7 tRNA genes and 1 rRNA gene are annotated in these 1003 nt (G+C 48.1%); all 8 read left to right on the forward strand.

Features of this window, described 5'->3' with window-relative positions:
• Window positions 1–152: 152 nt before the first annotated feature.
• The 8 genes from rrf to FC14_RS06655 all read left to right on the forward strand — a co-directional run bounded on the left by rrf (window position 153) and on the right by FC14_RS06655 (window position 878).
• Window positions 153–269: ribosomal RNA gene (gene rrf, locus FC14_RS06620) — 5S ribosomal RNA — on the forward strand.
• 7 nt (window positions 270–276) lie between these two features.
• Window positions 277–349, forward strand: a tRNA-Asn gene (locus FC14_RS06625).
• A 7-nt stretch (window positions 350–356) separates the two neighbouring features.
• Window positions 357–448 (forward strand) — tRNA-Ser (locus tag FC14_RS06630).
• A gap of 11 nt (window positions 449–459) precedes the next feature.
• Window positions 460–531, forward strand: a tRNA-Glu gene (locus FC14_RS06635).
• A 5-nt stretch (window positions 532–536) separates the two neighbouring features.
• A tRNA-Val gene (locus tag FC14_RS06640) sits at window positions 537–609 on the forward strand.
• Window positions 610–617: 8 nt separating this feature from the next.
• Window positions 618–690, forward strand: a tRNA-Asp gene (locus FC14_RS06645).
• Between the two features lie 28 nt (window positions 691–718).
• A tRNA-Phe gene (locus FC14_RS06650) sits at window positions 719–791 on the forward strand.
• 4 nt (window positions 792–795) lie between these two features.
• Window positions 796–878 (forward strand) — tRNA-Tyr (locus FC14_RS06655).
• The last annotated feature ends 125 nt before the right edge of the window (window positions 879–1003 follow it).

Below are 1003 nucleotides of genomic sequence, written 5' to 3' on the forward strand. Positions count from 1 at the left end.
ATAGGATGGAAGTGGAAGTGCGGTGACGTATGAAGCGGACCATTACTAATCGGTCGGGGACTTAACCAAGTAAAAAACGTAAGTTTTTTCGGAAAGTTCAAAGAAAGAGAATAAAATCTAGTTTTGAGAGAACAAGTTCTCTTAAAAAATAGTGCGGTGACGATGGCATGAAGGCTACACCTGTTCCCATTCCGAACACAGAAGTTAAGCTTCATAGCGCCGAGAGTAGTTGGAGGAACGCCTCCTGTGAGGGTAGGACGTTGCCGTGCGTATTATTCCGGTATAGCTCAGTTGGTAGAGCATCTGACTGTTAATCAGGGTGTCGACGGTTCGAGTCCGCCTACCGGAGTTAATATGGAGAGTTGTCCGAGTTGGCCGAAGGAGCATGATTGGAAATCATGTAAACGGGTAATGACCTGTTTCAAGGGTTCGAATCCCTTACTCTCCGTTAAAGTTAATGGCCCGTTGGTCAAGTGGTTAAGACACCGCCCTTTCACGGCGGTAACATGGGTTCAAATCCCGTACGGGTCACTTATGGAGGATTAGCTCAGCTGGGAGAGCGTCTGCCTTACAAGCAGAGGGTCACAGGTTCGAGCCCTGTATCCTCCATTGAAATTGGTCCATTGGAGTAGTGGTTATCTCGTCTCCCTGTCACGGAGAAGATCGTCGGTTCAAATCCGTCATGGACCGTTTATATCAAATAATGATATAAGTTAATGGCTCGGTAGCTCAGTCGGTAGAGCAATGGATTGAAGCTCCATGTGTCGGCGGTTCGATTCCGTCCCGCGCCATTATGGAAGGGTAGCGAAGTCTGGCTAAACGCGGCGGACTGTAAATCCGCTCCTTCGGGTTCGGTGGTTCGAATCCACTCCCTTCCATTTTATGGAATTATAGTTTAAGGAAAACGCATTGAGATATAGGTTCGATTCCTATTAGTTCCGACAAATTTATGGCGGTAGTGGCGAAGTGGTTAACGCACCGGATTGTGGCTCCGGCACGCGTG

Source organism: Ligilactobacillus agilis DSM 20509, from assembly GCF_001436215.1.
GTDB lineage: Bacteria > Bacillota > Bacilli > Lactobacillales > Lactobacillaceae > Ligilactobacillus > Ligilactobacillus agilis.